The following is a 23,700-nucleotide window of genomic DNA, read 5'->3' as shown; positions in this document are numbered from 1 at the left end:
GAGCAGGCAGCCCCTACTCGGCAACCCACGAATCTGTGCGAGTGAGGCCCCGGCCCGCAACCACCCAGCAACCCCGAGCGGTCACTTCATACCGTCTAGAGGTGGGTCTAGCTGCCGGGTTAGGGTGCGGCCCATGGGTCTGAGCATCGGGCAGGTGGCGGAGCGGACCGGGCTGAGCGTGCACGCGCTGCGGTTCTACGAGCGGGAAGGGTTGCTCGCGGACCCGGTCCGGCGGGAGTCGAACGGCCGGCGCGTGTACACCGAGGACGACGTCGACTGGCTGGACATGTGCATCAAGTTCCGCTCGTCCGGTATGCCGCTCGACACGATCCGCAAGTACACCGATCTGGTGCGTCAAGGTCCGGGCAACGAACAGGACCGTCTGGCCTTGCTCCGCAGCCACCAGGACTACGTCAGCGCGCAGATCCAGGAACTCAACGAGTGCCTGAACGTGATCACTCACAAGGTCGACATCTACACCGAGAGTCTCGCCGACGGCACCGCCGACTGCCTCTGGGTGGACGCCGGACCCACCGACGCCTCGGCCGCCTCCTGAGCCCCAGCACAGCCTGGTAGATCGGCCTGGGCCGTGCCACTGTGGTTCGTGGGGGGAGCCATGAATCCGAGACGACGTCTGGGGATTTTCACGCTGGCGCTTGCGCTGCTGGGCGCGGGGGTGGCCTGCAGCAACGATGCACCTGAGACCAAGGCCGCCGAGGCCGATGCGGGCCCGGTGACGATCCAGATCGGAACGGCCGACGACGATCCGGACAGTCCTGGCGGGATCGCGATCATGAAGCTGGTCGAACTGGTCCGATCAGGTTCCGACGGGAACCTGCTGCTCTATCCGGTCTGGCAGGCGTCCGGACCGGAATCCGTCGAGTGGGACCAGAAGATCGCGCGGATGGTCAAGGAGAAGCAACTCGGGATGGGGATGGTCCCGGCCAGAGCCTGGGACACCGAAGGAGTGAGCACCTTCCGTGCGCTCAATGCTCCGTTCCTGGTCACGTCGGACGCACTGGCCGACAGGATCGTCACCAGTTCTGACCTGGCCACCGAACTGATGTCGGGCCTCGAGAAGGCCGGTGTCATGGGTCTGACGCTGCTGCCGGAGAGCCCGCGCCACACTTTCGGCTTCCGGCACGCCCTGGTGCGGGTCGAGGACTACCACCTCCAGACCATCCGGACACCTCATTCCCTGCTGAACGAGGCGACCCTCCGGGCACTCGGCGGGAAGCCGGTCGACGTCACCGACAGCACGTTCGTCCAGGGCGTCCAGGACGCGTCGATGGCCGGCGTCGAATCGGGATTCCTGCTGGCCCGCGGCTTCCCGGCGCCGTCCACCGCAGCCGGGAACGTCATCTTCAACGAGAAGGTGAACACCCTCGTCATCAACCCGGAGGTGTACGCCGAGTTGTCGGAGGCCAATCGGACAGTCCTGCAGGACTCGGTGAAGGCCCTGCAGGTCTGGGTGCTGGCGAACCGGACCACCGAGACGGCCAATGCCGTGGCGTTCTGCAACCTCGGGGGAAAGATCGTCACGGCCAGCGCTGCGGACCTCACAGCGCTGACCAAGGCCGTCCAGCCCGTGTACGCCGACCTGGCGAAGGATGCGAAAGCGCAGTCGCAGATCGAGCGCATCCGCACCCTGAAACAGTCCATCCAGGTGCCCGCACAGGACCTGGCAAGTCCATGTCCGTGACGTGGGTCAGCCCGGGAGGAGGGCAGACTCCATCGCGGTGAGGGTTTTGCGCATGTTGCCGGCGAGCTGATCCAGCCGGCCCTGGATGACTTGCGCCGCGTCGGCGGGGTGGTTGCGGACGCCCGCACGCAAGCCGCTGTCACCAGGACCGTGGGTGAAGGTCTGGTGCACCACGGTCTGCGAGCCCTGCGATCGCAGGTCGTACTCCCAATGGGCGAACGGCTCGTCCTCGTCGCCGTACACGTCCCAGCCGAACCTGGTCAGCTCGTCGGCGACCGTGACCACGCACGTCACGTACGTCTCGAACCCGTCCGCGAACCTGTTCCGCGCCTCGAACCGCGCTCCGGCCACGAGCCGGTCGTCGTCGAGCCAGGCGCCGTAGTAGCACTCCGGACTCCATTCGCCGTACCGATCGACGGCCGTGATTCCCGCCCACACCTGCTCGACGGAAACCCTCAACACCACCTGGACCTCGGTGCTCGCACCGGTCACTCCGTAGTCGTTCATGCCCCGGACGTCGTACCCGCTCAGTCGGCCTCGACATTTCGTGATAGGCCTTGATAGATGCTGCCTATCAGGTGATAGGCAGCTTTGCTTTGACCCCGCGATGCTGGCGACGGAATGTTGTATACATGACGAGTGAGGTCGTGGCCGCAGCCCCCGTCCCGGTCCCCGGGCGTGCCCAGCGAGTACGCGAGATAGCCACCGAACTGCGAGGTCTCCGGGGGGCGCTGATCCCGATCCTGCACGCCGTCCAAGAGGAGTTGGAGTACGTCGACCAGACCGACATCCCGGTCATCGCCGACGTACTGAACATCGCCGTCGCCGAGGTGCACGGCGTGATCACCTTCTACAAGGACTTCCGCCGGGCACCGGCCGGGCGGACGACGGTCGCGATCTGTCAGGCGGAGGCGTGCCGATCGGTCGGTGCCGCTGAGCTGGCCGAACACGCCAAACGCAGTATCGGCTGCGGTTTCGGTGAGACGACGTACGACGGCCGGATCACTCTCGACGAGATCTTCTGCTTCGGCAACTGCGCCCTCGGACCCGCGGTCCAGGTCGGCGAGAAACTGCACGGTCGCGTGACACCGGCACGGCTCGACGCCCTTCTCGGGGAGGCCCGATGACCATCCGTGTCTACGTCCCGCGCGACGCGGCCGCACGTTCCGTCGGCGCGGACGAGGTCGCCGAGCGGATCGCCGCGGCGGCCGCGGCCCACGGTCAGGACGTGCAGGTGGTCCGCAACGGTTCGCGCGGCATGCTCTGGCTCGAGCCGCTCGTCGAGGTCGAGACCGCCGAAGGCCGGGTCGGCTACGGCCCGGTCGCGCCTGAGGATGTCGACGGCCTGCTCGCGGCCGGGATGCTCAGCGGCGAGGTCCGCGACATCGGCGCCCACCTCGGCGTCGTCGACGAACTGCCGTGGATGAAGCGGCAGCAGCGACTCACCTTCGCCCGGGTCGGTGTGACCGATCCACTCTCCGCCGAGGAGTACACGTCGTACGGCGGGATCCGCGGACTGCGGGCGGCGCTGGCGCGGACGCCGGCTGAGGTGGTGGAGACGGTGGTGGACTCCGGGCTGCGCGGACGTGGCGGTGCAGGGTTCCCGACCGGGATCAAGTGGCGGACCGTGCTCGGTGCGGAGTCCGACCTCAAGTTCGTCTGCTGCAACGCCGACGAGGGCGACTCCGGGACGTTCGCGGACCGGATGCTGATCGAGGGCGATCCGTTCACGCTGATCGAGGGGATGACGATCGCGGCGTACGCCGTCGGGGCCTCGGAAGGATACGTGTACCTGCGGTCCGAGTACCCCGACGCGGTGGCGACGCTCAGGGCCGCGATCGAGATCGCCCGGTCGGAGGGCTGGCTCGGGGACGACGTCCTCGGCTCGGGGTTCGCCTTCGAGCTGCACGTCCGTGTCGGTGCGGGCGCGTACATCTGTGGTGAAGAGACCTCGATGCTGGAGAGCCTCGAGGGCAAGCGTGGACAGGTCCGGGCCAAGCCCCCGATCCCTGCCCTGGAAGGGCTTTTCGGCCGCCCGACCGTGGTGAACAATGTGTTGTCGCTGGCAACTGTCCCGGTGATCCTGGCCGAAGGCGCCGAGGCCTACGCGGCGTACGGGACCGGGCGATCGCTCGGTACGAGCGTGTTCCAGCTCGGCGGGAACGTCGCCCGCGGCGGGATCGTGGAGACCGCGTTCGGCATCACTCTCGGCGAACTGGTGAACGACTTCGGCGGCGGTACGTCGTCGGGCCGCCCGGTGCGGGCCGTCCAGGTGGGCGGCCCGCTCGGGGCGTACCTCCCGGTCGAGCAGTTCGGCCTGCCGATGGACTACGAGGCGTTCGCGGCGGCCGGTGCGATGGTCGGGCACGGCGGCATCGTGGTGTTCGACGAGACCGTCGACATGGCCTCGATGGCCCGGTTCGCGTTCGAGTTCTGCGCGGCCGAGTCGTGTGGCAAGTGCACCCCGTGCCGGGTCGGTGCCGTCCGCGGCGTCGAGACGATCGACCGGATCGTGGCCGGTGAGGACCGGCAGAAGAACCTCGTCCTGCTCGACGACCTGTGTGAACTGATGACCGACGGCTCGCTCTGCGCGATGGGCGGGCTGACACCCATGCCGGTACAAAGTGCCGTCCGCCATTTCGGAAAGGACTTCGGCGCATGAACGAGCGAAGCGAGTTCATCATCAAATACAGTCCCCTTTGTGCCCCATCCGCGCCCGGAGCGAAGCGAGGTCGCGGATGAGCTTGCTCAAGGAACCCGACTTCGGTACGCCGGCCCGCCCCGGCGACGCCACCGTCGAACTGACCATCGACGGAATCGCGGTGACCGTCCCACCCGGGACGTCGGTCATGCGAGCGGCCAAGCAGGCCGGGGTCGACGTCCCGAAGCTGTGCGCCACCGACAACCTGGAGGCGTTCGGCTCCTGCCGGCTGTGCGTGGTCGAGATCGACGGAGTCCGCGGTACGCCGGCCTCCTGCACGACACCGGTGTCACCCGGCATGTCCGTGCGGACCCAGAACGAACGCCTCGGCAAGCTCCGCCGCGGCGTGATGGAGCTCTACATCTCCGACCACCCGCTGGACTGCCTGACGTGTTCGGCCAACGGTGACTGCGAACTGCAGGACATGGCCGGCGTCACCGGCCTGCGCGAGGTCCGGTACGGCTCCGGTGTCGAGGCCGGAGCGAACCACATGGACCTGCCGACCGACTCCTCCAACCCGTACTTCGACTTCGAGGCGTCCAAGTGCATCGCGTGTTCGCGGTGCGTCCGCGCCTGTGACGAAGTACAGGGAACTCTTGCACTGACGATCGAGGGCCGCGGGTTCGACTCGAAGGTCGCGGCCGGTGCGGGCGTTTCGTTCATGGAATCCGACTGCGTGTCCTGCGGCGCGTGCGTGCAGGCGTGCCCGACCGCCACGCTGCAGGAGAAGTCCGTCGTCGAACTGGGTATGCCGACGCGGTCCGTCATCACGACTTGCGCGTACTGCGGTGTCGGCTGCTCGTTCAAGGCCGAGATGCGCGGTGACGAGTTGGTGCGGATGGTGCCGTACAAGAACGGCGGCGCGAACGAAGGCCACTCCTGCGTGAAGGGCCGGTTCGCGTTCGGGTACGCGAGTCACCCGGACCGGGTGCTGGAGCCGATGGTGCGCGACACGATCGCGGACGAATGGCGGAAGGTCTCGTGGGACGAGGCGATCTCCTTCACCGCACGGCGGCTGCGCGAGATCCAGGCGCAGTACGGGCCGGGCTCGATCGGGGCGATCACCTCGTCGCGGACGACCAACGAAGAGGTCTACGCCGTACAGAAGATGGTCCGCGCGGTGTTCGGCAACAACAACGTGGACACCTGCGCGCGGGTCTGCCATTCGCCGACCGGGTACGGCCTGAAGCAGACGTTCGGCGAGTCGGCCGGCACCCAGGACTTCAAGTCGGTCGAGGAGGCCGACGTGATTCTGGTGATCGGCGCGAACCCGACCGACGCCCACCCGGTCTTCGCATCCAGGATGAAGAAGCGGCTGCGGCAGGGCGCGAAGCTGATCGTGGTCGACCCACGCCGGATCGACCTGGTCCGCTCGCCGCACATCGAGGCCGCGCACCACCTGCGGCTCGCGCCCGGCACGAACGTGGCGATCATCAATGCGATCGCGCACGTCGTGGTGACGGAGAACCTGGTCGATCGCGCGTTCGTGGCGGATCGGTGCGAGGACTTCGAGACGTGGGAGTCGTTCATCGCGCAGCCCGAGCACAGCCCCGAGGCGGTCGCCGACATCAGCGGCGTACCGGCCGAGGAGATCCGCGCGGCGGCCCGGTTGTACGCGACCGGCGGCAACGGCGCGATCTACTACGGCCTCGGCGTTACCGAGCACAGCCAGGGTTCGACCATGGTGATGGGGATGGCGAACCTCGCGATGGCGACCGGCAACATCGGCCGGCCCGGCGTCGGCGTGAACCCGATGCGTGGGCAGAACAACGTGCAGGGTTCGTGCGACATGGGTTCGTTCCCGCACGAGTTGCCGGGCTACCGGCACGTGTCCGACGACGGCGTCCGCGAGGTCTACGAGAAGCTCTGGGGTACGCCGCTGCTGAACGAGCCGGGCCTGCGGATCCCGAACATGTTCGACGCCTCGATCGAGGGATCGTTCCGGGGTCTGTTCGTGCAGGGTGAGGACATCGCGCAGTCCGACCCGAACACGCAGCATGTGTTCGCGGCGCTGGGTGCTTTGGATCTGCTCGTCGTGCAGGACCTGTTCATCAACGAGACCGCGAAGTTCGCGCACGTGCTGTTGCCGGGGACATCGTTCCTGGAGAAGGACGGCACGTTCACCAACGCCGAGCGGCGGATCAACCGGGTCCGTCCGATCATGGCGCCGGAGACCGGCAAGCAGGAATGGGAGATCGTCTGCGAGATCGCCCAGGCGATGGGCTACCCGATGCACTACGACTCGGCGAGCCAGATCATGGACGAGATCGCGCAGACCACGCCGACGTTCATGGGCGTCTCGTTCAAGAAGCTGGACGAGGTGGGCTCGATCCAGTGGCCGTGCAACGTGGACTTCCCGAACGGGATGCCGATCATGCATGAGGAGGAGTTCACCCGCGGCAAGGGCCGGTTCATGGAGACCGTGTACGTGCCGACCACGGAGCGGTCGACGCGGAAGTTCCCGCTGATCCTCACCACCGGTCGGATCCTGTCCCAATACAATGTCGGCGCCCAGACCCGTCGTACGGCGAATGTCGCCTGGCACCCGGAGGACATCCTCGAAATGCATCCGCACGACGCCGAGGTCCGCGGGATCGAGGACGGCGACCAGGTCGCGCTGTCGAGCCGGGTCGGACGGACCGAACTGCGGGCCAAGCTGTCCGACCGGATGCCCGTCGGGGTCTGCTACACGACGTTCCACCATCCGGTCACGGGGGCGAACGTGATCACCACGGACAACTCCGACTGGGCCACGAACTGCCCGGAGTACAAGGTGACCGCGGTCCAGGTCGACCTGCTGCCCGACCGGGTGGAGGCGCAATCCGAGCGTGAGCCTGTCGTTGCTGGCGGCAACCGATGAGCGCCGGGCTGCCGCCCCACGTCCGGCTGGCGAACGAGATCGCGGCCCAGTTCGCCCACCGCCCACCCACGGACGCCGCCACCGCGGTAGCCACCCACATGAACGCCGTCTGGGACCCCCGCATGAAGGCAGCCCTGATAGCCCACGTCCAGTCCGGCGCCGAAGACCTGGACCCCATCGCCGCCCTGGCAGCCCACCAACTGGCCACCAAGTGACCACAGACCACGACCCCGCCGAAGCCCCCGCGGGCGGCGGCGGGCGAGCCGCCGCCATCCGGCAGGTGGTTGAGGGTGGACCGGCGGGATCGGATCCCGGCCACCCAGCGGACGGTGCTGGCAGCCACCGGGTCGTGGGGGAAGCCGGGCATGCGGATCCCGGCCGAGCGGCTGCCTTGCGGGAGGTGGGGGAGGACGGGGCTGCGGGTGCTCATCCCGGCCGCGGAGCGGACGGTGCCGGCCGTGCCCTTCGGGCGCGGCGGGTGGATGTGTCCTGGGATTTTGCTCGGCAGATGGCTCATGCTGCGGGGGCGCCACTGGGGGCGGTCTCGCGGAGTTTGAGCGACGCGGATGGGCTGACGCTGGCCGCGCCGCTGGTTTCAACGGTGGCCGTGCCTCCGGTGGATCGCTCTGCCATGGATGGGTTCGCGATGCGAGGCACCGGACCCTGGCGCGTGGTCGGACACGTGGGGATCGGGTGCGCAGATCCTGTGAGGTTGGAGGAGGGTGAGGCCTGCGGCATCGTGACAGGAGCCGCAGTGCCGGCGGATGCGACCTCGGTGATGCGCTCCGAGGACAGCGTGCTCGTGGGCGACCGCCTCGACGGCCCGAGCGAAGAAGGCAAGCACATCAGACGAGCCGGAGAAGAATGCAAGGCCGGTGAACAACTTCTGCCAGCAGGCGTAACGGTCGATCCGGCAGTCCTCGGCCTGGCCGCAACCGTCGGCCTCAACCGCCTGACCGTCATTCCCAAACCACGAGTAGCCGCCCTGGTCACCGGCGACGAACTCGTCCACCGCGGCCCGTCCGGACCGGGCCGCGTCCGCGACGCCATCGGCCCCATGCTCCCCGGCCTGATCACCCGCGCCGGCGCAACCGCAGCACCCATCACACACCTACCGGACGACGGCACCGCCCTCATCAACGCCCTCGACACCACCGACGCCGAGCTCATTCTCGTTTCCGGCTCGTCCGCCTCCGGCCCAGCAGACCATCTCCGCCCGGCGCTGTCCGCCCTCGGCGCCGAGCTGATCATCGACGGTGTCGCCTGCCGCCCCGGCCACCCCCAAGCCCTTGCCCAGCTGCCCGACGGCCGCTTGGTCGTCGGCCTCCCCGGCAACCCGTTCGCCGCCCTCGTCGCGTTCCTTACCCTCGGCGTCTCGGCCCTCCTCCGCATGCGCGACCTCCCGCTCCCGGGCCTGACACTGACCCCCATCCCCGGCGGCCTCCAGTGCCACCCCCACAGCACCCGCCTCGTCCCGGTTCGCCTCGAGCCGTACGGCGCCGTACCGGTCGGCCACGGCGGATCCGCAATGCTCCGCGGCCCAGCAGCAGCCGACGCACTGGCCGTCGTCGACCCCGGACCAGCCGAAGCGATCGCCGCAAGACTGCTGCCGCTCGATCCAGGAGCACGCCCATGGGCCGTGTGATCGCGCGCCGTCCAGTACTGCGTCTCGGCCCGGGAGGCGAACGGAAGCGCCCGGACTCGATCGCCGTCGAAGAACCTCTCGAGATCCGCGTCGACGGCAAGCCCCTCGCCGTCACCATGCGCACGCCGGGCCACGATGTCGAGCTGGCCCACGGCTTCCTGCACACCGAAGGCGTGATCGGCAGCGTCGACGACATCCGCGAAGCCCGGTACTGCGACTCCTTCGACGACGACGGCCGCAACACCTACAACGTCCTCGACCTCGGCCTCGCACCCGGCGTACCGCCACCAGTCGCCGGTGTAGAGCGCAACTTCTACACCACCTCGTCCTGCGGCGTCTGCGGCAAGGCGTCCCTCGACGCCGTCCGGGTGAAGACGCGATTCTCCCCGGCGGACGATCCGATGACCGTGCCCTTCGACGTACTGGCCGGACTGCCCGACGCGTTGCGGGCCAAGCAGCAGGTCTTCGACCGGACCGGCGGCTTGCACGCGGCCGGCCTGTTCACAGCGACCGGCGAACTACTCGTTGTCCGAGAGGACGTCGGCCGTCACAACGCCGTCGACAAGGTGGTCGGCTGGGCGGTCCTCGGCGGCATGATCCCGGCCGCCGGCTGCATCCTGGTCGTCTCCGGGCGTACGTCGTTCGAGCTCGCGCAGAAGACTGTGATGGCAGGCATCCCGGTTCTGGCCGCCGTCTCCGCGCCGTCGTCCCTCGCGGTCGATCTGGCGGAGGAGGCCGGCATCACCCTGGCCGGATTCATCCGCAACGGCAGCATGAACGTCTACACCCGCCCGGACCGCATCACGACCGCGGCCGAAAGGCTCACGTCACCTGCGTGAGCCGGTCCGTATAGCGCCTCTCCACGCTCTTCGAGGAAGGCCCAGTAGCGGTCGCCGAAGGACCAGTGCCACCACTCGGTCGGGTAGTTCACCAGCCCGGCCGCGCACAGTACGTCGGCCAGCAGCGCCCGATTGGTCCGCGCCTCCCGGCTGATGTTGGTCGCGTCGAAGAAGCACGCACCGTTGCTCTCCTCGGGCGTCGCATCGATCGGCGTACCCAGGTCGAGTGGACCGTGCGCGCCGATCAGCGTGAGGTCGACTGCCGCCCCGGCGACGTGCGGCGCCACCTCGACCGGGGACACGAACCGGCTCGCCAGGACATATACGTCGCGATCGGAGATGCCCGGGTGCAGCCGCTCGAGCTCGGCGCGATAGCCGTCGTAGATCTCCTGCTGGCTCTCAATCGGCCGGAGCCCTTCCACCACGTGCAGTTGGATCCCTGCCGGCAGGAAGGTGTCCGCGACCGCCAGCCGGTCAGCCACACTCTCGCGGGCGAACTGCTGGTTGGGTGTCGAGATGCCGCGGCTATAGAGGTCGACCAGCGGTTCGCCGGTCTCGACGACCGGGATCGTGGTGATCCGCTCGTCACTCAGCAGGACGGTCATCCGTTCGCCGCCGCCGTCCGCAGCAGGGTGTCCACCACGTCGGCGTAGCTCATCCCGGCCGCCGCCCACATCCGCGGGAACTGCGACGCCGGGGTGAACCCCGGGAATGTGTTGATCTCGTTGACCACCGGCTCGCCGTCCGCCGGGACGAAGAAGTCCACCCGGGCCAGCCCTTCACAGCCCAGCACCTCGAAGACCTCGATCGCCGTACGCCGGAGCCGCTCGGCCAACGCAGGATCCAGCGGCGCCGGTACGACGAAACGCGTGGCAGTGCTGTCGTACTTGGCTGTCGCGTTGAAGAACGGCTGGGACGGATCACTGTGGATCTCCAGTGCGGGCGCGGTGTCGACGTGGCCGTCGGGGAACTGCAGCACGGCCAGATCGATCTCCCGGCCGACCATCTCCCGTTCGACCAGTACGTGCGGATCGACGTCGGCGGCGTCCGCGATCGCCTGCGCCAGCGAGGCCAGATCGGTCGCCCGGGTCACGCCGTAGCTGGAGCCACCGTTGCCCGGCTTCACGAATACCGGGAAGTCGAGGCCGGCCGCCTTGATCGTCTGCATCGCGGCCTCGGTGTCGGTGAGATCCGGTCCGCTCAGTGTCACGCCGGGAGTGACCGCGATGCCGTGCGCCTTCAGGACCGCCTTCGTGAGGTGCTTGTCCAGACCGACCGCGCTCGCCGCGACGCCACTGCCGACGTACGGCACCTTCAGTTGGTTGAGGAATCCCTGCAGGGTGCCGTCCTCGCCGCCCTCGCCGTGCAGGGCCGGGACGGTGACGTCGCAGGCCTGCAGGATCTCGATCGCCTCGTGCTGCCCGTCGACCCAGTTGCCCTTGGCATCGATCACCAGCGGGATCGCCGTGTGGCCGAGGATCTCGACCGCCTTCGCGATCCCTCTGCCGCTCGCCAGCGAGACCTGGTGTTCGGGGCTCGCGCCACCCATCACTACCGCGACCTTCACCGGTTGCCCTCCCAGGCCGTGTCTGATGGTCCCGCACCTGCTCGCGACGGCGCGGGACCATCAGACACGGCCTCGTAGCGTCGGGGCACCCGGGATCCGATGCCGCAGTAGATCTCGTGCGGGATGGTGCCGGCCCAGCCGGCCCAGTCCCTGGCGGTCGGCTCACCGTGGGAGCCGTCGCCGAAGATGGTCACCGGTTCGCCCGGTTCGACCGCCAGGTCACCGGTGTCGACGACCAACTGGTCCATCGCGATTCGTCCGATCACGGGCATCCGGACGCCCCGGCAGAGCACACTCGCCTGACCGGCCGCGACCCGCGGGATGCCGTCGGCGTACCCGAGCGGGACCAGCGCGACCGTGGTGTCCCGCGGTGCGATGTGGTCGTGGCCGTACGAAACCCCTTCACCGGCGTGGATCCGGCGTACCTGGGCCAATTTGCTCATCAGCCGCATCGCCGGCCGCAGCCCGATGCCCGTCTCGTCGATGCCGTACAGACCGGCGCCGATCCGGACCAGGTCGCAGTCCGGCGCGTCCAGCGTGATCGCGCCCGCCGAGTTGGCCAGGTGTACGACGCTCGGCCGCAGACCGGCCCGTCGCGCGAGACTCACCCCGGTCCGCAGGAGCTGGAGCTGCCTCATGCTGTGCACGGCGTCGGCGGAGTCGCCGTGCGAGAGGTGGGACCAGATCCCGCGGACCGTGACGGCGCCGAGCGCCTCGTAATGCGCCGCCGCACGGGTGAGCTCGATCCACTGGTCAGGTGCACTGCCGGCCCGGTGCAGTCCGGTGTCCAGCTTGAGGTGCACACAGTGGACGGACGGGATCGAAGCGACGCGCTGGAGTTCCGCGATCGTCGAGACGCTCACGTCCACGTCGACGTCACCGAGCAGCATCAGCTCCGCGGCGTCGTACAGCCAGGTGAGAATCGGAGTGGTCAGTCCGCCCGCGCGCAGTTGCAGCGCCTCGTCGGCGCGAGCAACGCCGAGCCAGGTCGCCCCGGCCTCGATCGCCGCCCGGGCCACCGGTACGGCGCCGTGGCCGAACGCGTCCGCCTTGACCACGGCCATCACGTCCTGCGGGACGAGCCGCCGGAAGGTCCGGACGTTGTCGCGGACAGCCGAGAGGTCGACAACTGCCTCGGAGAGTCCGGCAATCCCACGTGCTGCCGGGCGGTGGCGGGACTGAACCAGGTTCATGACCGCCATTGTTGTTTCTGGCAACCATCAGGATCATCGGAGTAAGGAAGGATGTTGTCCGGGCCGGGTGTACGACCCTGGTAGTACGAGTTGGCATGCCCTGGGCTGACCCGTCTCGTCATAATGGACGAGTGGAGGCCACCGATCACCTGAAGGCATCGCTCCTCGCGGCGATCGCACTGGCGAACACTTTCGGCTCTACCTGGCGTCAGGGACGGCCCGCGACCACACCGTCTAGGGACGCCGTTGGCAGTGTGCTGCGTCTGACCACCAACCGGGTCGGCTCACCAGATCCTGCGGAGTACGCATCCGGCGGCAAGACCCTGTACGACGCCCTCAGCTGCCTGCCGGAGGTCGATCCGGCGGTCGAGCTCGTGAACAACTTACTCCGGGTAACCAAGGCCGCGCCGCAGCTCGTCCGGGATGAGGGCGCACCGTGGCACCTGCATTTCGCCGGTCCGGACGCATCCGAGGCAACCGGTTGGCTGGCCGAGTTCGCCACCGCGGTAGCGATGCTGCTCGGCAGTGACGACGTTCATCGCCTTCGTCGGTGCGAGGCGGAGCGGTGTGAGGACCTGTTCCTCGACGCGACCAAGAACCGCACGCAGCGGTTCTGTTCAACGGCCTGCCAGAACCGCACCAAGGTCGCCGCCCACCGGGCCCGCACCGCCTGACCCGGTCGCCGTCACTATCGTTGCTTCCGGCAACCAGCCGAGCTTCGTGTAGAGGTGAACGCCTTCGGTGGTGGCCATCAGCAGACCGGTCCGAGCGCCGCGGTCGACTGCTCGTCGGCTGAGCGCTCCCATCACCACGCTGCCGAGTCCGCGCCGCCGATGCGCCGGATCGGTGTGGATGTCATGCATGACCGCATCATTGTCGACAATCGCCACCATGCCCCGAGCCGCGACCTCACCTCGGTGGAGCAGCCGCACGTACTCCAGCAATCCATCGGTCTCCGTCGCCACCTCGTATGACGCGGGTGGCTCGGGCTGCGGGTGATCGGCGAGATCGATCGACATCAAGACCTTCTGCTCGTCGAACGGCTGCAATCCGGCCGCGCTGAGCCGCCGCGCGATCTCGTCACCGTGCTGGGTGGTCACCGTCAGCCAGACATCCTCGGAAGCCTGCGCCACCAGTCGGTCGACCACCGCTGGGTCGTCCGCGCGGGCAAACAGTTCCCGGTCCCGTCCGGGCAACCGCAGTACGACGGCGAACGCATCGTCGTACTCGATCGCCGGCTCGAGCCCACGGCACCGCCGCCAGCCGTCCACCCACCGCCTGAGGAGATCGTCCATGCGGAGGAGTGTAACTGTTTATCGTGCGATAGTCAGTTACTCGCGTCCGAGCACGAAGGTCTGGATGGCGACCACCGCGCCGCCACGAGCCCACTCGCTGAAATCGGCGGGCTGGAGCACCATCGGCAGTTCCACGCTGGACGGGTGCCGGTCGGCGTGCAGCCCGGCCAAGAGGTCGTCGTGCGCGACGTCGGCCAGGCGGACGCCCTCGCCGCCGAGGACGACGAGTTCGGGCAGGGTGAAGTTCGCGGCAGCCGCGATCAGCCGGCCCAATGCGCGGCCGGCGCGGCTGATGATCTGGCTCGCGGCCGGATCGCCTTTGGCTGCGAGGTCGAGGCATTCCTCGTAGTCGACCGACCGGCCGAGCGCCGTACCGACCTGTTCGGTGATGGCGCGGACTGTCAGCAGACTGATCGCGCAGCCGTGGTGCCCGCGATCGCAGCGGGGTCCGTCCGGCAGCAGGGGATAGTGGCCGATCGTGCCGATGCTCGTGTCCGGGCTGTCCACGATCCGATTGTGGACAATCAGGCCGTACCCGACCCCGGCGCCGATCGTCAGCAGCACAAAGCGGTCGATGCCACGGCCCGCGCCGAACCAATGGGTCGCCTCGGTCAACGCAACCAGGTCGTTCGCGATCACGATCGGCGTACTGGTGTGCGCGGCGAGGATCTCGCCGAACGGCACGTCGACCCAGTTCAGGTACGGCCCCCAGCGGACCTCGGAGCTGTTCGCCACCCGGCCGCCGAGAGCCACGCCGAGCCCGGTGATCGGTCCGGGCGCCTGGAGCGCGAGGTCGTCGGTGAGCTCGAGAACGAGCGCGGCCACCGCGGACGGCGTCGGATCGGTCAGCGGCCGCTCGGCACTCGCGATCACCTCGGCCCGCAAGGTCGTGAGTACGCCGATCGCCGTGTCACCGGTGAGTTTGATGCCGACGAAGTGGTGTGCGGCGGGGTCGAGATCGAGCGGCTGCGACGGCCGGCCGACGCGGGCGTCCGTCGGACCGCCGGCGACCTCGACCAGCAAGCCGGACTCGACCATCGGCTTGGTCAACCGGGTCAGACTGCCCGGCGACAAGCCCACGCGGCGTGACAACTCGGCGCGCGACAGCGGCCCGTCGAGCAGGATCTCCAACGCCACCTGCCGCGACGGTCCGGTCAGCGGACGCCACTCACCCATTTCGACAGGGTAGCCGCGCGTGCTGGGGATGGACGCCGGGACGTGACCCGGTCCGCGGTTCTGGCCGCACAAGCCCCGGCGTCGAGATCAACCCAACGTCGCGTAGGTGTCCACACCCCTCGAAATGGTGAACGCACCCGACGGCGCCGTACCCAATTCTTTACGAAGTATGCCCCTACTCGGCCGGAAAGGATCGGGGACAACGCTGTCAGAAAAGTAACCCCGGCCTCCGCCCGCGGGACGGATAAAACGTCCGGCGGGTCAGCGGCCGCGAGTCGTCAGGCCCGGGAGGACCAAGGTGAGCCAACGGGATCGCACGGCCGGAGGCTGGTCGGTGGGGGCTGTGTTGATCAGCAGATAGAAGTCCTGGACCGTCACGTCGGCATGCAGATCACCGTCAGCCTGGGCGGCCTGGATCAGTTCCGCGAAGGCCGTGCCGGTGCGATCCTCGACGAGTTCGTCGGTCGGATAGGCGCCGAGCAGGCGGGCGGCGGCCTTCACTGCGTGATCCGTGGCAGATGCCTCCAGCACGCGCTCGACGAGGTCGAGGATCTCGTCCATCGCCTTGGCGCCGCCGGCCGTCCGCTCCCGGGCCGCCTCGATGTCGTCCGCGACGCGATCCAGATGCTCCGTGAGGACCGCGCTGACCAGGTCGGTCTTGTTCGGGAAGTGCCGGTACAGCGTGCCGACGGCCACCCCGGCCGCCGCGGCGATCTCGTCCATCCCGGCGTCCGGCCCGTGCAGGGTGATCTGTTCCCGGGCGGCGTCCAGGATCTTCGTCCGGTTCCGGACCGCGTCGGCGCGCGGGCTCATAGGCCTCCTCGGCTAGGCGTTGCAATATCGTGAACGCTGGTTCATGATAAGTGTGAACCAGCGTTCAGCTTATCCCCTTGGAGTGTCATGACAGCCAGGATCGCCCTCGTCACCGGTGCCTCGTCCGGTATCGGCGAGGCCACCGCGCGGAAACTGCACGCGCTCGGGTACGTCGTGTACGGCGCCGCCCGCCGCGTCGACCGGATGGAGAGCCTGGCCGCCGACGGCATCCGGACGATCGCCATGGACGTCACCGACGACGCTTCGCTGCGCGCCGGGGTCGACCGCATCCTCGCCGAGTCGGGGCGGATCGACGTACTGGTGAACAACGCCGGCTACGGGTCGTACGGCGCCGTGGAGGAGGTGCCGCTGGACGAAGCGCGGTACCAGTTCGAGGTGAACGTGTTCGGTGCCGCCCGGCTGATCCAGCTGGTACTGCCCGGGATGCGGGCGCAGCGGAGCGGCACGATCGTGAACATCAGCTCGATGGGCGGCCGGATCTACACGCCGCTCGGTGGCTGGTACCACGGCACGAAGTTCGCGCTGGAAGCACTCAGCGACTGCCTGCGCCTCGAGGTCAAGCCCTTCGGGATCGACGTGGTCGTGATCGAGCCCGGGAGCATCCGCACCGAGTGGGGCGACATCGCGGCCGGCAATCTCCGCAAGATCTCCGGTGACGGCCCGTATGCCAAGCAGGCCGAGGCGATGGCCGCGTCCATGGACACCGACGCCAACGCCCGCCGGACCTCCCCGCCCACAGTCATCGCCGATGCCATCGGCAAAGCCGTCACCGCCCGCCGTCCTCGAACCCGCTACACCGCCGGCTTCGCCGCCAAACCGTTGATCACACTGCGCCGTATCCTCCCGGATCGCGCCTTCGACGCAGTGATCAGCCGGCTCACCGGCACGACGGTGTAGCTACCGCGGGAGTTTGCGGGTGTCGATCAGCTGTTGGGCGACGTCGCGGAGTTTGGTGTTGGTGTCCTGGGAGTAGCGCTTGAGGATGGCGAAGGCGCGGTCGCCGTCGACATCGAAGCGCTCCATCAGGATGCCCATCGCCTGGCCGACGAGCTTGCGAGCGTCGACTGCCTGCGACATCGACTCCTCGTGCCGGGCCGACGCGAGGGCGACGGACGCGTGCCGCGCAAGGATGTGCGCGATCGCCTCGTCGTCCTCGGTGAACGCGTCCGGGAACGGGCTGTAGAGCCCAAGTACTCCGACGGTCGAACGAGTCGCATCACCAGTCGCCAGCGGTACGTCGAGCACGCTCCGCACCCCAAGAGCGGCCACCTTCGCGGCCCACTCCGGCCAGCGGTCGTCGGCGGTGGTGTCACGGATCAGGACCGTGGACCGGTTTCGCAAGGCGGTGACCAACGGGCCGTTCTGAGTGCTGAGTTGCAGGTCGTACACGTCCCTGACGACCGGATCGGTGACCGCGGCGATCTCCGCCTGTGATCCACGGGAGTACAACGCGACCCCGGCGTACGTGCAGTTGAGCGCCTGCAGGGCGAACTGGACGACGGCATCGACCGTCTCCTCCACCCCTGGGGCGTCATGCAGCTCGATCGCCAGACGCGCGAACGCGTCCGCCGACGTCGCGGCGAGATCCTGATCGGTCATCACAGGGACTCCAGTCGTGCTCGAGCCATCGGGCACCCCGTGGCTGGAGTGATCCTCAGGAGACATGATGCAGCCCCCTGGCCGGAAAATGTTAGCCGGACCGCCGACAGAATTTTCTGGGTTGCTGGACCCAGAACGCTAGAGTGAAGCCCATGACGGACTTCTCCGCTCTGCTGAGCGGCCAGACCAGCTGGCGGCGGGAGTTCGCGGCACCGATGCGTGCCTTTCTGCGGACCGAAGCGGGCAGTTCCGGAGTCCTCGCCGCGGCCATTGTGGTGGCCCTGCTGTGGGCCAATATCGCCCCCGGGTCGTACGACGATTTCTGGCGGACCGAACTGTCCGTAGGCCTCGGAGACAACGTCCTGAGTCTCGACCTGCGGGAGTGGATCAACAGCGGTCTGATGACGCTGTTCTTCCTCGTCGTCGGTCTCGAGGCGCGTCGCGAATTCGACCTCGGTGACCTGCGCGAGCGCAGCCGTTTCGTCCTGCCGCTGCTGGCCGGCATCACCGGCATGGTCGTGCCGGTCCTCATCTATCTCGCCTTCAACCTGGGCGGCGACGGCGCGCACGGCTGGGGTGTCGCGATGTCCACCGACACCGCACTGGCGCTCGGGTTGCTGGCCCTGGTCGGCCGCGGTGTACCCGACCGGATCCGGATCTTCCTGCTGACAGTGTTCGTCGTCGACGACCTGCTCGCGCTGGTCGTGATCGGCGTCGTCTACAGCGAGAACGTCGATCTGATGATGCTGGTGGCGGCGATCGTCGCGTTCGCCATCGTCCTGACCCTGGCCATCTACCGCGTCCGCATCGCCTGGCTGTACGTCGTACTCGGCGTGGTCATGTGGGCCGCATTGCTCACGAGTGGCGTCGACCCCGTCGTCGCCGGACTCGCGATCGGCCTGACGGCAACGGCGTACACACCAGGCCGTGAGGAACTCGAGCAGGCGACCGGGCTGGTTCGTCTGTTCCGTGAGCAGCCGACCCCCGAGCTGGCGAGGTCCGCGACGGTCGGACTGACCGCGACGATCTCGCCGAACGAGCGCCTCCAGTTCCTGTACCACCCGTGGACCAGCTACCTGATCGTCCCGCTGTTCGGCCTGGCCAACGCCGGGATCCCGATCGACCTGGACTTCCTCAGCCGGGCCTACACCGCGCCCATCACGCTCGGCATCCTGATCGGGTACGTCGTGGGCAAGCCGGTCGCGGTGACCGGTGTGTCCTGGCTGCTGGACCGCGCCACCGGCGGCCGCTTCCGCCCGCAGGTCGGCTGGGCCGGGGTGATCGGCAGCGGCACCATCGCCGGCATCGGCTTCACCGTGTCCTTGCTGATAGCAACGATCGCCTTCGAGGGACAGGAGTTGGTGGAGGCCAAGCTCGGCCTGCTGTCGGCGGTCGTCGTGTCGTCCGTCCTGACCTGGCTGGTGTTCCGGATCGCGAAGCTGCTGTCACCACCGAAGAAGGCGATGGCGCTCCTCGGCGACGCGGAACAGTTGGTCGACCTGATCGACCCGGTGGATCCCGAGCGCGACCACATCCGCGGTCCGCAGGAGGCGTCGGTGACGCTGGTCGAGTACGGCGACTTCGAGTGCCCGTACTGCGGCCGGGCGGAGCCCATCGTCCGCGACCTGCTCCTGGACGACGACCTGCGGTACGTCTGGCGGCACCTGCCGCTGAGTGACGTGCATGCGCGGGCGCAGATCGCGGCCGAGGTCTCGGAGGCGGCGGCCGCCCAGGGTGCCTTCTGGGAGATGCACGACCTGCTGCTCGCGAACCAGGACAAGCTGCAGCCGGCCGACCTGATCGGGTACGCCACTCAGCTCGGACTCGACACGGACCGGCTGCACGACGAGGTGAAGCGGCACGTCGCGGCGGCCCGGGTCGCGCAGGATGTGGAGTCGGCCGATCTGAGCGGCGTCTCCGGGACGCCGACGTTCTTCATCAACGGGCAGCGTCACTACGGCGCGTACGACGTGGAGACGCTGAAGGCGGCGATCAAGGTGGCCCGGGCGCGGGCGAAGATCAGCCGCCGGTCCTGACTGGATCTTGTGGTACTAGGGCATTTCTGCCACTGTCGCGGGGTGGCGCGGATGCCTGACGCTGGTGGCTCCACGAGCATGAAGGAGCCCGCAATGACCGTTCTGACCTCGGTTGTTCTGCAGACACCCGCCGCCGAGCGGGATGCCGCCGTCGCGCACTTCGCCGGCCGGTTGTCATTCGAGGCCGACGTGTCCGATGTGGCCGCGGACATCGGTGCCGGGGCCACTGGATGGGTGCTGATCGACAGTCGCAGCCAGGAGAGCTGGGATCAGGGACACGTGCCCGGCGCGGTCCACCTGCCGACCCGCGAAATCGCTGCCCGCGCGGCGTCCGTCGTACCCGAAGGTGTGACGGTGGTGACGTATTGCTGGGGGCCAGGGTGCAACGGAGCGACCAAGGCGGCGCTGGAGTTCGCCCGGCTCGGGTATCCGGTGAAGGAGATGATCGGCGGGTTCGAGTACTGGACCCGCGAAGGGTTGCCGGTGGAGACGGCCGACGGCATCGAACGCCGGGCGACCGATCCGCTCACCGCGCCGCTCGGGATCGCCTGCGCCTGCTGACCGGACTCAGAGACCGGCCAGGTAGTCGGCGTTGCCGCGGATGGCCGCTTCGTAGCGCTTGATCTCCGCGCTGTCCACGCGGTCGGCGATGACGAGCAGCAAGGATGCCAGTGCCTTGTCCTTCTGTCCGGCCGCGTGCAGGGTGAGTGCCTTGAACACCCGCAGCGAGTCCGACTCCGGGAACTCCGCGCACGCCTTCTTGAACACGTCCAGCGAGTCGTCGAACCGGCCGAGGTTGCGCAGCGTGCTGCCGTACTGCAGCAGGCACTTGCGTCGAGTCTCCCCGCTCAACCCGGGCAGCGCGCGCTCGTAGTACTCGATCGCCTTCGCTTCCTGCCCGTCGGTGTCGTACGACCCGCCGACCTCGTACAGCACGTACGGATTGCCCGGATGCTCGGTCAGCAGCCGCTCGAAGAAGTCGATCGTCGGCTGCATGTTCGACCGGTCCCGCCGGCCGAACGCCGCCTCGATCGTCGCGGCCAACTCCGGCGTCAGTTCTGTTGTCACTCCTCCATCATGCCGCGTCCGGCCGGTCCTGCGTCGTGCGGCGTTGCTGCCAGGGCCAGGAGCCGGAGATCTCGACCTCGAGGGCGAAGCTGAGGACGGTGCGGATGATGACGATCAGGCCCAGGACGAGGACGGACTGGACCGAGGTGTCGACGATGATCGAGCGGATGATGTCGCCGACGATCAGGATCTCCAGGCCGAGCAGGATGACCCGGCCGAGGTTGACGCGCAGGCGCTGGTAGGTGTTCGTGCCGTGGTGCAGTACGTCGTACACGTAGCGGATCAGGACGACCGCGAGGCCGATCGCCATGATGAACACGCCGGCGCCCTCGATCACCCGCGCCACGTCGGCGAAGACGGCCTCGAAGTCCACCGTCCACAAGTACCAGTCAGGCGGCCGCCGTGGTGGCTGCCTCGCCGGGCTTGATGTTCTGGTTCAGGTGGAAGACGTTGTCCGGGTCGTACGCCGTCTTGAGCGCGACCAGCCGGGCCAGCTTCGCCGGCGGGAACGCGCGGTTGATCGGGTCGCCGTTCAGCGTGTTCACATAGGCCCCGTTCGCGTACGGCGCCAGCGTCGCGGCGTACTCACGCAGCTGAGTGATCCGTGCCTCGTCCTCCGCCGGGTCCTCCCACCGCGTCGCGGTGACGAACTCGAACAGCGTGTCGCGGTGACTGAACGCCGCGTCCTCATCCGGTACGTCGGCGATCGCACCGCCGTACGCCTGCAGGCTCGCAGCCACACCAGGCGTCTGCAGCAACGCGCGGATCGCGTCGTCCGGCAACGTCTTGAAGTAGTGGCCCTTCCAGTAGCGGCGGTAGCGGTGTCCCTGCACGCTGTCGTCCCGGCTCTGCAACGTCAGGTACGGCATCTCCTCGATGGACTCCTCCAGCACCGGACCCAGCGCACGGAACGCCGGCAGCAGGTTGTAGCCGCCGCTCCCGACCCACACGTACCCAACGGTGACGGTGTCCGCCGTGATGTTCGCGGTGAAGGTCGCCTCGCGCGGTGCCTGCGCATTGAGCTCCCGCCAGCCCCGCAGGACATGGAAGCCTGCCGACGCCGGATAGGTGAACTCGGCAACCAATGCCCGCGTCCCGACCTGGTGCAGGCGGAACTCGAACGCCGTGACGATCCCGAAGTTCCCGCCGCCACCGCGCAGTCCCCAGAACAGCTCCGGGTTCTCGTCGGCACTCGCCCGAACCACCTCGCCGTCAGCCGTGACCACCTCGTACGACGTCACGTTGTCGCAGGCGAGACCGAACTGCCGGGCCAGCCAGCCCATCCCGCCGCCGAGAGTCAGGCCGCCGACGCCGGTGTGCGAGACGTTGCCCGCGGTCGTCGCCAGACCGTGTTCCTGCGCAGCCCGGTCCAGCTCGCCCAGCAACGCGCCGCCCTGAATCCAGGCCAGTCGCCGTTCCGGATCGACCCGGACCGCGTTCATCGGCGTGAGGTCGATCATCAGACCGCCGTCCGGTACGGCAAGACCGGCGATGTTGTGGCCGCCGCAGCGGACCCCGATCTCGAGTCCGGCCGTACGGGCGAACCGGACGGCGGCCACCACGTCGGCGGTGTCCTGGCACCGGGCGATCACGGCGGGGTGGCGGTCGACCATCGCGTTCCAGACGGTGCGGGCCTCGTCGTAGCCGGCGTCGCCGGCGCGTAGCAGGGTGGTCATCGTTCTGGCTCCTTCGCAGCGGGTTGTGTCCACCACCCTGACAGCGAAGCGGTACTCCGATAAGGTCCAGTTTCGTGAGCCGAATCAGGACCAGTTCAGGCGCCGGTGAGTTGCTGGTCGAGCTCCGCCGGGACGCCGGAGTGCCACTCCATCAGCAGCTCGAAGGCGGGATCCGGGCCCGGATCCGCGAGGGCCTGCTGCGCGCCGACACCGTGATGCCGTCGACCCGCGCGCTGGCGGACGACCTCGGCCTGTCCCGAGGCGTCGTGGTCGAGGCCTATCAGCAGTTGGTCGCGGAGGGATATCTGGTCAGCCGGGGCGGTGGATACACGCAGGTCGCGCCGGTGGAGATCGTCGAGCCGGACGGCGCGGTCGCGACGCCGGCCGGGGAGCCGCGGATCGACTTCCGCTACAGCCGTCCGGACGTCTCGCAGTTCCCGCGCGCCGCGTGGCTCCGCTCGATCCGGCGGGTGCTGAACGAGACGCCGTACCAAAGCCTCGCCTATCTGGACGGGCGCGGCACGATCGAGCTGCGGACGGCGCTGTCCGACTACCTCAACCGAGTCCGCGGTACGGCGGCCCGTCCGGAACACATGATGATCTGCAATGGCTTCGCGCAGGGATCGCGGTTGCTCCTGCAGGTCCTTGCCGAGCAGGGGTATCGCTGTCTGGCGGTCGAGGATCCGTCCGACAACGATCTGCGCGAGGTGGCTCGAGCAGCCGGTCTCGCGGCGGTCGGCGTACCGGTGCTGGAGTCGGGCATTGACGTGGAGGCGCTCGAGCGGTCGGGGGCGGACGTCGTCCTCGTGACGGCTGCGCACCAGTTCCCGACCGGCGCGGTCGCGTCGGCGGAGACGCGGGCGGCGCTGGTGGCGTGGGCCGCCGAGGGCGATCGGCTGGTCATCGAGGACGACTACGACGCGGAGTACCGGTACGACCGCGAGCCGATCGGTGCGATGCAGGGTCTGGCGCCGGACCGGGTCGCGTACGCCGGTACTGCGAGCAAGACGCTGGCGCCCGGGTTGCGGCTGGGCTGGCTGATCTTGCCGACCAGGCTGGTCGAGCCAATGTCGCGCGCGAAGCTGATGGACGACCGCGGGTCGCCGGTGTTCGACCAGTTGGCGTTCGCGGACTTCGTGGCTCGCGGTGAGTTCGATCGGCACCTACGCCGGATGCGGCCGCGGTACCGGTTGCTGAGGGACACGCTCGTCGAGCGGCTCGCGGCGCGATTGCCCGAGCTGGTGCCGGTCGGGATCTCCGCCGGCCTGCACGTGATGACGTTGCTGCCACCGGATCTGACCGAGGCGGACGTCCAGGCGGCGGCGCTCGAACGCGGCCTCGGCGTCTACGGACTGATGCCGTACTGGGTCGCGTCGCCGGGACCGGCCGGGCTGGTCTTCGGGTACGGCGGATTGACCCAGAAGGCTGTTGTCGAGGGCATCGACCTGCTCGCGGACGCGATCGGATCCTTACGCGCTCGATGAATAATCTTCCATTCGGTTGCAATTC

At 68.5% G+C, this 23,700-nt stretch carries 24 protein-coding genes; 13 read left to right on the top strand and 11 right to left on the bottom strand.

Going from position 1 to position 23,700, the window contains the following annotated elements:
• Positions 1–133 precede the first annotated feature (133 nt).
• Together E0H73_RS41570 and E0H73_RS41565 are read left to right on the top strand one after the other, a co-directional pair.
• Positions 134–556, top strand: a complete 423-nt coding sequence (locus E0H73_RS41570; protein ID WP_131366104.1) for a MerR family transcriptional regulator — start codon at positions 134–136, stop codon at positions 554–556.
• A 60-nt stretch (positions 557–616) separates the two neighbouring features.
• The gene (locus E0H73_RS41565) at positions 617–1,702 is read left to right on the top strand and encodes a TRAP transporter substrate-binding protein (protein WP_131366102.1); all 1,086 of its coding nucleotides are present in this window, start codon (positions 617–619) and stop codon (positions 1,700–1,702) included.
• A 6-nt stretch (positions 1,703–1,708) separates the two neighbouring features.
• Here the strand turns inward: E0H73_RS41565 and E0H73_RS41560 are convergent, their stop codons facing one another.
• A complete protein-coding gene (locus E0H73_RS41560) occupies positions 1,709–2,209 on the bottom strand; it encodes an SRPBCC family protein (RefSeq protein WP_131366100.1) in 501 nt (166 codons plus the stop codon).
• 125 nt (positions 2,210–2,334) lie between these two features.
• Between E0H73_RS41560 and E0H73_RS41555 the strand changes: the two genes are divergently transcribed.
• From E0H73_RS41555 to fdhD, 6 genes are all read left to right on the top strand, one after another.
• The gene (locus E0H73_RS41555; RefSeq protein WP_131366098.1) at positions 2,335–2,829 is read left to right on the top strand and encodes an NAD(P)H-dependent oxidoreductase subunit E; all 495 of its coding nucleotides are present in this window, start codon (positions 2,335–2,337) and stop codon (positions 2,827–2,829) included.
• Positions 2,826–4,364: a formate dehydrogenase beta subunit gene (locus tag E0H73_RS41550; protein ID WP_131366096.1), complete on the top strand. Its 1,539-nt coding sequence runs from the start codon at positions 2,826–2,828 to the stop codon at positions 4,362–4,364. The genes E0H73_RS41555 and E0H73_RS41550 overlap by 4 nt, the downstream gene beginning before the upstream one ends.
• Positions 4,365–4,440: 76 nt before the next feature.
• Positions 4,441–7,263 carry a formate dehydrogenase subunit alpha gene (fdhF, locus tag E0H73_RS41545; protein WP_131366094.1) on the top strand — a complete coding sequence of 941 codons (2,823 nt, stop codon included), beginning with the start codon at positions 4,441–4,443 and terminating at the stop codon, positions 7,261–7,263.
• On the top strand, positions 7,260–7,478 hold the full coding sequence (locus tag E0H73_RS41540; RefSeq protein WP_131366092.1) for a formate dehydrogenase subunit delta: 219 nt from the start codon (positions 7,260–7,262) through the stop codon (positions 7,476–7,478). The genes fdhF and E0H73_RS41540 overlap by 4 nt, the downstream gene beginning before the upstream one ends.
• Positions 7,479–7,771: 293 nt before the next feature.
• Complete coding sequence (locus E0H73_RS41535) at positions 7,772–8,908, top strand: molybdopterin molybdotransferase MoeA (RefSeq protein ID WP_131366090.1); 1,137 nt, start codon at positions 7,772–7,774, stop codon at positions 8,906–8,908.
• Positions 8,896–9,747: a formate dehydrogenase accessory sulfurtransferase FdhD gene (fdhD, locus tag E0H73_RS41530; protein ID WP_131366088.1), complete on the top strand. Its 852-nt coding sequence runs from the start codon at positions 8,896–8,898 to the stop codon at positions 9,745–9,747. Before E0H73_RS41535 ends, fdhD begins: the two co-directional genes overlap by 13 nt.
• On the opposite strand, the gene E0H73_RS41525 is transcribed toward fdhD, so the two are convergent.
• From E0H73_RS41525 to alr, 3 genes are read right to left on the bottom strand one after another with little or no spacing between them, the layout of a single operon-like run.
• Positions 9,690–10,352, bottom strand: coding sequence for a M15 family metallopeptidase (locus E0H73_RS41525; RefSeq protein WP_131366086.1), 663 nt, complete (start codon positions 10,350–10,352; stop codon positions 9,690–9,692). The genes fdhD and E0H73_RS41525 overlap by 58 nt on opposite strands.
• Positions 10,349–11,314, bottom strand: coding sequence for a D-alanine--D-alanine ligase family protein (locus E0H73_RS41520; RefSeq protein ID WP_202867847.1), 966 nt, complete (start codon positions 11,312–11,314; stop codon positions 10,349–10,351). The genes E0H73_RS41525 and E0H73_RS41520 overlap by 4 nt, the downstream gene beginning before the upstream one ends.
• Entirely contained in the window at positions 11,311–12,507 is a 1,197-nt protein-coding gene (gene alr, locus E0H73_RS41515; protein WP_131366084.1) for an alanine racemase, read from the bottom strand. The genes E0H73_RS41520 and alr overlap by 4 nt, the downstream gene beginning before the upstream one ends.
• A gap of 131 nt (positions 12,508–12,638) precedes the next feature.
• Here alr and E0H73_RS41510 point away from each other — a divergent pair, with 131 nt between their 5' ends.
• Complete coding sequence (locus E0H73_RS41510; protein ID WP_165556075.1) at positions 12,639–13,181, top strand: CGNR zinc finger domain-containing protein; 543 nt, start codon at positions 12,639–12,641, stop codon at positions 13,179–13,181.
• On the opposite strand, the gene E0H73_RS41505 is transcribed toward E0H73_RS41510, so the two are convergent.
• The 3 genes from E0H73_RS41505 to E0H73_RS41495 form a co-directional block, all read right to left on the bottom strand.
• Positions 13,125–13,802, bottom strand: a complete 678-nt coding sequence (locus E0H73_RS41505) for a GNAT family N-acetyltransferase (RefSeq protein WP_131366080.1) — start codon at positions 13,800–13,802, stop codon at positions 13,125–13,127. The genes E0H73_RS41510 and E0H73_RS41505 overlap by 57 nt on opposite strands.
• A 36-nt stretch (positions 13,803–13,838) precedes the next feature.
• Positions 13,839–14,978 carry an ROK family transcriptional regulator gene (locus tag E0H73_RS41500; RefSeq protein ID WP_131366078.1) on the bottom strand — a complete coding sequence of 380 codons (1,140 nt, stop codon included), beginning with the start codon at positions 14,976–14,978 and terminating at the stop codon, positions 13,839–13,841.
• A 261-nt stretch (positions 14,979–15,239) separates the two neighbouring features.
• Positions 15,240–15,791 (bottom strand): TetR/AcrR family transcriptional regulator, encoded by a 552-nt coding sequence (locus E0H73_RS41495; protein ID WP_131366076.1) that lies wholly within the window; start codon positions 15,789–15,791, stop codon positions 15,240–15,242.
• 87 nt (positions 15,792–15,878) lie between these two features.
• On the opposite strand from E0H73_RS41495, the gene E0H73_RS41490 reads away from it, so the two are divergent.
• Positions 15,879–16,709, top strand: coding sequence for an oxidoreductase (locus tag E0H73_RS41490; protein WP_131366074.1), 831 nt, complete (start codon positions 15,879–15,881; stop codon positions 16,707–16,709).
• Here E0H73_RS41490 and E0H73_RS41485 read toward each other — a convergent pair whose 3' ends face one another.
• Positions 16,710–17,411: a GAF and ANTAR domain-containing protein gene (locus E0H73_RS41485; RefSeq protein ID WP_131366072.1), complete on the bottom strand. Its 702-nt coding sequence runs from the start codon at positions 17,409–17,411 to the stop codon at positions 16,710–16,712.
• Positions 17,412–17,563: 152 nt separating this feature from the next.
• Between E0H73_RS41485 and nhaA the strand changes: the two genes are divergently transcribed.
• Both nhaA and E0H73_RS41475 read left to right on the top strand, forming a co-directional pair.
• Complete coding sequence (nhaA, locus tag E0H73_RS41480; protein WP_131366070.1) at positions 17,564–19,447, top strand: Na+/H+ antiporter NhaA; 1,884 nt, start codon at positions 17,564–17,566, stop codon at positions 19,445–19,447.
• Between the two features lie 93 nt (positions 19,448–19,540).
• A complete protein-coding gene (locus E0H73_RS41475) occupies positions 19,541–20,008 on the top strand; it encodes a rhodanese-like domain-containing protein (protein ID WP_131366068.1) in 468 nt (155 codons plus the stop codon).
• Positions 20,009–20,014: 6 nt separating this feature from the next.
• Here the strand turns inward: E0H73_RS41475 and E0H73_RS41470 are convergent, their stop codons facing one another.
• Genes E0H73_RS41470 through E0H73_RS41460 form a run of 3 tightly spaced genes read right to left on the bottom strand, consistent with a single transcriptional unit; the run spans position 20,015 to position 22,191 of the window.
• Positions 20,015–20,515, bottom strand: a complete 501-nt coding sequence (locus E0H73_RS41470; protein ID WP_202867845.1) for a tetratricopeptide repeat protein — start codon at positions 20,513–20,515, stop codon at positions 20,015–20,017.
• A gap of 7 nt (positions 20,516–20,522) precedes the next feature.
• Positions 20,523–20,888, bottom strand: coding sequence for a DUF1622 domain-containing protein (locus E0H73_RS41465; RefSeq protein ID WP_202867844.1), 366 nt, complete (start codon positions 20,886–20,888; stop codon positions 20,523–20,525).
• Positions 20,889–20,904: 16 nt separating this feature from the next.
• Positions 20,905–22,191: an FAD-binding oxidoreductase gene (locus tag E0H73_RS41460; protein ID WP_131366066.1), complete on the bottom strand. Its 1,287-nt coding sequence runs from the start codon at positions 22,189–22,191 to the stop codon at positions 20,905–20,907.
• A 74-nt stretch (positions 22,192–22,265) separates the two neighbouring features.
• Between E0H73_RS41460 and pdxR the strand changes: the two genes are divergently transcribed.
• Complete coding sequence (pdxR, locus tag E0H73_RS41455) at positions 22,266–23,675, top strand: MocR-like pyridoxine biosynthesis transcription factor PdxR (RefSeq protein WP_131366064.1); 1,410 nt, start codon at positions 22,266–22,268, stop codon at positions 23,673–23,675.
• Positions 23,676–23,700: the final 25 nt, after the last annotated feature.

The organism is Kribbella pittospori, from assembly GCF_004331465.1.
GTDB lineage: Bacteria > Actinomycetota > Actinomycetes > Propionibacteriales > Kribbellaceae > Kribbella > Kribbella pittospori.
Note: the sequence above shows the minus strand (reverse complement) of the source record. Positions and strands in the feature narration are given on the sequence as shown.

Bases quoted from the DNA above. Each gene is read 5' to 3' on its own strand.
- E0H73_RS41500 (WP_131366078.1), bottom strand. From the start codon at position 14,978: ATGGGTGAGTGGCGTCCGCTGACCGGACCGTCGCGGCAGGTGGCGTTG.
- E0H73_RS41565 (WP_131366102.1), top strand. From the start codon at position 617: ATGAATCCGAGACGACGTCTGGGGATTTTCACGCTGGCGCTTGCGCTG.
- fdhF (WP_131366094.1), top strand. From the start codon at position 4,441: ATGAGCTTGCTCAAGGAACCCGACTTCGGTACGCCGGCCCGCCCCGGC.
- E0H73_RS41570 (WP_131366104.1), top strand. From the start codon at position 134: ATGGGTCTGAGCATCGGGCAGGTGGCGGAGCGGACCGGGCTGAGCGTG.
- fdhD (WP_131366088.1), top strand. From the start codon at position 8,896: ATGGGCCGTGTGATCGCGCGCCGTCCAGTACTGCGTCTCGGCCCGGGA.
- E0H73_RS41485 (WP_131366072.1), bottom strand. From the start codon at position 17,411: ATGACCGATCAGGATCTCGCCGCGACGTCGGCGGACGCGTTCGCGCGT.
- E0H73_RS41550 (WP_131366096.1), top strand. From the start codon at position 2,826: ATGACCATCCGTGTCTACGTCCCGCGCGACGCGGCCGCACGTTCCGTC.
- nhaA (WP_131366070.1), top strand. From the start codon at position 17,564: ATGACGGACTTCTCCGCTCTGCTGAGCGGCCAGACCAGCTGGCGGCGG.
- E0H73_RS41525 (WP_131366086.1), bottom strand. From the start codon at position 10,352: ATGACCGTCCTGCTGAGTGACGAGCGGATCACCACGATCCCGGTCGTC.
- E0H73_RS41460 (WP_131366066.1), bottom strand. From the start codon at position 22,191: ATGACCACCCTGCTACGCGCCGGCGACGCCGGCTACGACGAGGCCCGC.
- E0H73_RS41555 (WP_131366098.1), top strand. From the start codon at position 2,335: ATGACGAGTGAGGTCGTGGCCGCAGCCCCCGTCCCGGTCCCCGGGCGT.
- alr (WP_131366084.1), bottom strand. From the start codon at position 12,507: ATGAACCTGGTTCAGTCCCGCCACCGCCCGGCAGCACGTGGGATTGCC.
- E0H73_RS41535 (WP_131366090.1), top strand. From the start codon at position 7,772: ATGGCTCATGCTGCGGGGGCGCCACTGGGGGCGGTCTCGCGGAGTTTG.
- E0H73_RS41495 (WP_131366076.1), bottom strand. From the start codon at position 15,791: ATGAGCCCGCGCGCCGACGCGGTCCGGAACCGGACGAAGATCCTGGAC.
- E0H73_RS41490 (WP_131366074.1), top strand. From the start codon at position 15,879: ATGACAGCCAGGATCGCCCTCGTCACCGGTGCCTCGTCCGGTATCGGC.
- E0H73_RS41560 (WP_131366100.1), bottom strand. From the start codon at position 2,209: ATGAACGACTACGGAGTGACCGGTGCGAGCACCGAGGTCCAGGTGGTG.
- E0H73_RS41475 (WP_131366068.1), top strand. From the start codon at position 19,541: ATGACCGTTCTGACCTCGGTTGTTCTGCAGACACCCGCCGCCGAGCGG.
- E0H73_RS41505 (WP_131366080.1), bottom strand. From the start codon at position 13,802: ATGGACGATCTCCTCAGGCGGTGGGTGGACGGCTGGCGGCGGTGCCGT.
- E0H73_RS41540 (WP_131366092.1), top strand. From the start codon at position 7,260: ATGAGCGCCGGGCTGCCGCCCCACGTCCGGCTGGCGAACGAGATCGCG.